Annotated in this window: 5 protein-coding genes; 3 read left to right on the forward strand and 2 right to left on the reverse strand. The window is 39.6% G+C overall.

Annotation, left to right across the window (positions count from 1 at the left end; all coding sequences use genetic code 11):
- Positions 1-179 precede the first annotated feature (179 nt).
- The 3 genes from RAO94_05415 to RAO94_05425 are packed head-to-tail and all read left to right on the forward strand — an operon-like array spanning position 180 to position 2,347.
- Positions 180-551, forward strand: coding sequence for a DUF2089 domain-containing protein (locus RAO94_05415; GenBank protein ID MDP8321767.1), 372 nt, complete (start codon positions 180-182; stop codon positions 549-551).
- Entirely contained in the window at positions 548-1,951 is a 1,404-nt protein-coding gene (locus RAO94_05420; protein MDP8321768.1) for a hypothetical protein, read from the forward strand. Before RAO94_05415 ends, RAO94_05420 begins: the two co-directional genes overlap by 4 nt.
- A gap of 9 nt (positions 1,952-1,960) precedes the next feature.
- The gene (locus RAO94_05425) at positions 1,961-2,347 is read left to right on the forward strand and encodes a hypothetical protein (GenBank protein ID MDP8321769.1); all 387 of its coding nucleotides are present in this window, start codon (positions 1,961-1,963) and stop codon (positions 2,345-2,347) included.
- Between the two features lie 244 nt (positions 2,348-2,591).
- Here RAO94_05425 and RAO94_05430 read toward each other — a convergent pair whose 3' ends face one another.
- On the reverse strand, positions 2,592-5,192 hold the full coding sequence (locus tag RAO94_05430) for an insulinase family protein (GenBank protein ID MDP8321770.1): 2,601 nt from the start codon (positions 5,190-5,192) through the stop codon (positions 2,592-2,594).
- A gap of 293 nt (positions 5,193-5,485) precedes the next feature.
- Positions 5,486-6,041, reverse strand: a 556-nt coding sequence (locus tag RAO94_05435) for an SOS response-associated peptidase (GenBank protein MDP8321771.1), incomplete at its 5' end; no start/stop codon positions are given.

Consider the following 6,041-nt stretch of genomic DNA (forward strand, 5'->3'; position numbering starts at 1 on the left):
GGATAGGCGAGGTGATAATAGCCAATATAAATGAAGATAATCAATGCAAATATTAAGATAATGAATATAAATATTAAAATAATTAATATATAACTTGACATAATTAATCCGTGTGGCAACTTTGTCCTCAGATGATGCAGAGACAAGAAATCAGAAGAAAGATAAAAAAGGAGAGTATTATGAATAAGCGATTACAGAATTGTCCAGTGTGCAATTCGAAACTGGAAGTGACGCGGTATCACTGTCCAGAATGTGATATTACCATTGAGGGAGAATTTGCCATCAGCGAATTTGGGGCATTGACTCCTGAGCAGCAGGAATTTGCCAGGACTTTTATCTGCTGCCAGGGTAATATCAAGGAAGTGGAAAAGGCACTGGGGATCTCATATCCCACAGTGAAGAACAAATTGAATCAATTAAGTGAAGTATTGTGTGCGACGAAAAAGCTTGTAGCGCGTCCCACTCAATCAGAAGAAGTATTATCTGCGCTGGAAACAGGTGAGATATCAGTAATAGAGGCGATAAAAATACTTGAAGGAGAAGTAAAATGAAGTTAGAAAAAGAAATCAAATTTGCTGCCGGGAGTGGACTTCAGGCAGAGATCAATTTACACAGTGGTGGATTACACATAATAGGTAATGACGAGCAGGAAGCAAGTGTATTGATCGAAATCGAAAGTATCACAGGAATGACGGAAGGTGAGGAAATCAGCGAATACGTGGAAACGAATTTTGATGAAGAAAACAATAAACTGGAGATCAGGCAGACAGAGAAACACCTGACAGCAGTCCTCAAAAATCTGAAGGTAACTGTGACCATACCGCAGGATAGCAAAATAAGTGCCAGAAGTGTGAATGGCGGGATCAAGACAGAGAGTATTGAAAATGACCAGGAATATGAGCTTACCAATGGTGGCGTGAAATTCTTTGCCTGTAAGGGTAAACTTGAGGTGAAGAGCGTGAATGGCGGGATCAAGGTATTGGACCATGAAGGCGAGCTTACATTGGAGCAGAAGAATGGCGGCATAAGCGTTATGGACAGTAAAGGTGTGATGCATCTGGAAAATCTGAATGGTGGAGTGAAGCTAAATCATTGCAGAGGTGAATTGCAGCTTGAGCATAAAAATGGTGGTATTAAGATCTTGAATGCAGGCTTTACGGCAGCGGATATAGAGACCGTAAATTCAGGAATATATTATGAATTTGAGGAAATAGAAGCAGGAAAATTCAATTTTAAGAACAGCCATGGCAAGATCAGCGTTTTTGTACCTGCGAGTCTGGAATATGATATAAAGGCAAGGACCAGGAGAGGTAAAGTGATGATCGGTCTGGATAAGAGTTATGAGCAGAGTGGAGATGACGAGAAGGAATTTAAGCTGGTTAATGGCTCCGGCAGCGTAAAAATTGATATTGAGAGCAAGCTGGGCGGTATCTTACTGATGGACAAGATGCATCATCACGAAGATCTGGAGGGTAAGGTCTCACACAAGATAGAAGTTTTACTAAAGGAAAAGATAATTCCCACACTGGAAAATTTGACGAAAGAGAATGCACCTAAGATCCAGAAAAAGATCAATAAACTGGCCGAAAAACTCAGTAATATCGAAATTGATATTCCGGATATAGAAGATAAGCTCAAGAATATCGTAAGTCAAATATCCGATACCATCACGGTAACGATTGATGATAATGCCGAGGATATTGAGAAGTATAAAGATGTGGCTATTAATAAGGTCAATAAGACCTGGGATAACATCTCAGATTATGTGGCCAAGAAAAAGAGCGACGTGGAATCCGAAATCAACAAGCAAACAGGGAACATTAAGAAGAATAAGGAAGAGGATGTGAAGGAACGCAGCAGGATGAAGATACTTGAGCTTCTGGAACAGGGTAAGATCACACCTGATGATGCTGAGAAATTATTACGTGCTCTAAATGGTGGTAAGGAATAAATCGTGGCATTGGAACAGAGACGTATTCTTAAGCTTATAGCTGATGGGGCTATCAGTGCTGCTGCTGGTGCTGAATTATTAAGCACTCTGGAGCAAAAGAAGCGTGAAGCAGTAATGAAACTGGAGATCTTCAGTCAAAATCAGGCTGCACCGCTGCTGGATATCAGCATCTCCATAAACAAGCTTACAAAATTGCTCAAACCAATTATGACAGTGATAGGATCAGGACTGAAAGTTAAATTTCAGAAGGGTAATTTTATGCTTGATCTTATGGAGCTTAACTGGGAACAGCTATTGGAGATGGGCCTTGATAAGGATGCAGATAATATCTATTTCATTGAGGAGCAGAATGATAATGGTGATACCATTAGTCTGCAAATAAAAGTCGAAAAGTAAATATACCTCCGAGGGTATGGAAAAAAGAAGGCTGATTGCATGCAATCAGCCTTTAACCTAATCTGAGTGATTCTCATTTGCTCATATCACTAATCTCTTTGGCATCTTGAAATTGTGAAAGATTTTGAAATACCATAAAGGTATTCCTGCAATTTTTCACAACTCAATCTGCTCAACGATATTAGCAATCTGAAACAAAACAGAATCGCTCAGATTAGGTTTAATTTATTACAACAATATTAGACTATTCAATTTTTCTCTGGAAATCTTCTGACGGAAAGGAAACAAGAGTCACTTTATTCTGGAAATATTTAGCAGCAACTCTGCGAATATCATCCGGAGTGACGGTTGATAATTCTTCCAGCTGTTTATCATACCAATCATAACCCACACCGTCTATTTCGTTATTTATCACCAAGGAAGGAAGGCGTGATTTGGATATATTATTACGGAGAATAGTATTATTATTATTAAGAACCTGAATTATCTCATCCTGAGTAATCTCGATATTCATCATATCATCGAGCTGCTGCTGAAGCACTGAGATGAGCTCATCTTTCTTATTTATCGAGGTCTGGCTGGTGAGTCTCAGGAAACCATAATCCATATTTGTTGTATATTGGGAATAAGCGTAATATGCCAGATCATTTGTCCCACGGGTAGCTTCATGTAATCCACCATCCATACGGTTCAAAAGGGCATTTATCACTTTCATCACCTTGAAATCAGGATCAGTTACGGCAGGGGCAGCGAGATTGATATCAAGATTGACCTGCTCATATTCATATTGCTGTTCAAAGAACATATTGGAGGTAGGAACCTTCAATTTATGAAGCGGTTCGTTCACTTTGCCCTTGCGAAGCTTGTCATTCAGAAGGTTAGCAGCATCTTCGGCTTGATCTAATGAAATATCACCATTAATGGCAATCATAAAGCTATCTATCTTAAAATATTTATCCCAGCAGTCCTTAATATCTTTCCGGGTGTATTGCTTTTGTTTTACCACGAGGTCTGAGAGCATCATACCAGTTCTGGTATCTCTTCCATAAAGCACTCCATTACGGAAGATGAGATGCTGATATCTGGCAGTAGTGGATTGGCGATCAAACCAACTTTGATTTCTCTCCTTCCAGAGTTCAATTTCTGATTCAGAGAACTGAGGATGGTCAAATCCATCTATGAACATCTCCAGCAGCTGATCCAGATCGTCTGTAAGACATTTGATATAGATCATCAATCCGCTTGATCCCAGGTTTGCTCTTAAGGACACAACATGATCTTCCAGCCATTCACTGATCTCAGTGGATTCATACTTTTTGGAACCCTTCATCAGCAGATCAGCAGTCATTTCCAGGATACCGGCATTTTCAGTGGTTTCCCAGTCCTGAGTAATGGGGAGCATAAGTGAAACATTAACTACTTCTTCCTGATCAGTCTCATCATAAAAGAGGACTACATTATCATCGATCTCTATTTTTTGCATACTAAGACTTGTCTGGATGCTTTCCACCTTTCTGGCTGTTTCATCTTTTTCATCTTTCATTGGTTCAGCAATCGTGATCACTCTTTGATCTGTGAGTAAAATATTTGCTATTGCCGTGGGCATCTCATTTGGCTTGATCAATTCCAGGGCATTTATCTGCATTCCCAGCATATCAGGATTGCTCTGATTATAAATCGACCAACCGATCATATTTGCCTCGCGGTCAGGTCTGAGTTCAAAAAGTATGTGGGAAGCTTTAGTGCGATTGATGTAATTATCCAGTTCTTTCTGAGTGAACCCGTCCTGGGCAGCAATTTGTAATTCTTCATCGATAATAGAGATAATTTTATCAATATCTGCTTCTTCTTTGGGCTCAAAGCTGATAACGGCATCATTAGATCCATGTGAATCAGGGATCAAAGAGCAATATGCCCAGACGTTATTGACCAGTTTTTCTTCTTCCACCAGACGGTAATTAATGCGTGATTGTCTTTTGCTGAAAAGGATATCTAATGCTGCATTGAGTTCATTGGTATATTGATAATAAGCATCGGGGATGATGTAGTTAATATTGACTTTGGCATTAACGGTCTCAAATTCTTTGGTGAAGGTGTATTCTGTACCGTAAGGCTTCTGAACAGGCAGGAATACAGGGGGGTAATTACTTCGCTGCCAGTCTTCAAATGTTGCTTTTATTTTAGACATGGTAGCCTGAATATTCACATTTCCGGTAACAACAAAAATTATATTATTGGGGATATAATGCCTGTGATAATAATCCAGCAGGTTATCACGGGTTATCTGCTTAAACAGCTCAGGATAACCGATCACGGGATATTTAGCATTAGAATTTGGATGAGTAACAGAATTCTGCCAGTTGCTGATCTGACTTCTAACATCAGTGGAGCGCATGATCATCTCTTTGAGTATCACTTCTTTTTCACGATCAACTTCCGCCTGGTCAAACTCACAATAACGGATGAATTCGCCCACTGTGCTGATCATAGTATCAAGATAAGTATTTTCACCGGAAAGATAATAGGCAGTAATATCTGAGGTGGTATAGGCATTTGAGAGAAGTCCCAGCTGCTCTTCCAGCTGAACGTATTCGCTCTCGGTACGCATACTGGTAGTACCGGAAGAAACCAGATGTTCCAGATAATGAGAAATCCCGCAACCAAGGAACTGTTCTTCCTTGATTGCACCAGTTTTTACAAATGCGTAAACGGCAACGGAATTATTGGTAGTATTCTTTTTCACAGCTACCTGCATGCCATTATCCAGAGTTTCAAATAACAGGTCGTTTGCGGATAAGACAATCATACAGAAAAGGACTGCTAAGATTAACATCACTTTTTTCATTTTTATTCTCCTGAATTTATTTTTTCTTTATATTACTTGAGATTTGAGGGTGTTTTATTTGTCAATAAATTGTCTAAATCAACTTGTTATCTCCCGTTTAGACCGTTCAATTTCTACAACCAAGACCTTGCGAATGGTGCTTGCACCTTCGCAATGATTGATCAGTGATAGAGGCGTATAAACCTCTACCTATAAGCCAGTTAGAAGTGTAAAAATTTTGTTCAGAACGGACATTGCGAAGGACTAAAGCCCATTCGCAAGGTCTTAGTAAGGTAAAGCAAGTTCTACTTATCTTATTTTTGAATTACTTTCATATCAGATGCAGGATAAGGGACAAGTAATTTCTTCAGAGTTTGCGAATCTGAGCTATTGAGCCAGTTCTCCTCATCTTCCCTTTTCAGGATAACAGGCATCCTGTCATGAATAGGGGAGACCAGTTCATTTGGCTGGCAGGTAATTATGGTGCAGGTGGGGATAATCTCTCCCTGAGGGTTTTTCCATTTTTCCCAGATACCGGCAAATGAAAATAGTTCTCTGCTTTTCAGTTCAAAATAGAATTTAGTTTTATCAGGTTTTCTCCATTCAAAGAAACCATTTGCAGGGATCAGACAGCGTCTGGATTTAAAACCACCTTTAAAACTGGGTTTCACGTCAATGGTTTCTGATCGGGCATTGAATAATTTATAACCTATCTTATCATCCTTTGCCCAGAAAGGGATAAGTCCCCAACGGACAAAACCCAGATATTTTCTGCCCTGCTTGATCACGATCACAGGTATATTCTGGGAAGGACGGATATTTTCATTCGGATCGATCTCACCCATTTCCTGCAGCAGCTGATAATAATCC

Origin of the sequence: Candidatus Stygibacter australis, from assembly GCA_030765845.1 — a bacterium.
GTDB lineage: Bacteria > Cloacimonadota > Cloacimonadia > Cloacimonadales > TCS61 > Stygibacter > Stygibacter australis.

Coding starts and splice junctions, on each gene's coding strand:
- RAO94_05415 (MDP8321767.1), top strand. CDS start 180: ATGAATAAGCGATTACAGAATTGTCCAGTGTGCAATTCGAAACTGGAA.
- RAO94_05420 (MDP8321768.1), top strand. CDS start 548: ATGAAGTTAGAAAAAGAAATCAAATTTGCTGCCGGGAGTGGACTTCAG.
- RAO94_05430 (MDP8321770.1), bottom strand. CDS start 5,192: ATGAAAAAAGTGATGTTAATCTTAGCAGTCCTTTTCTGTATGATTGTC.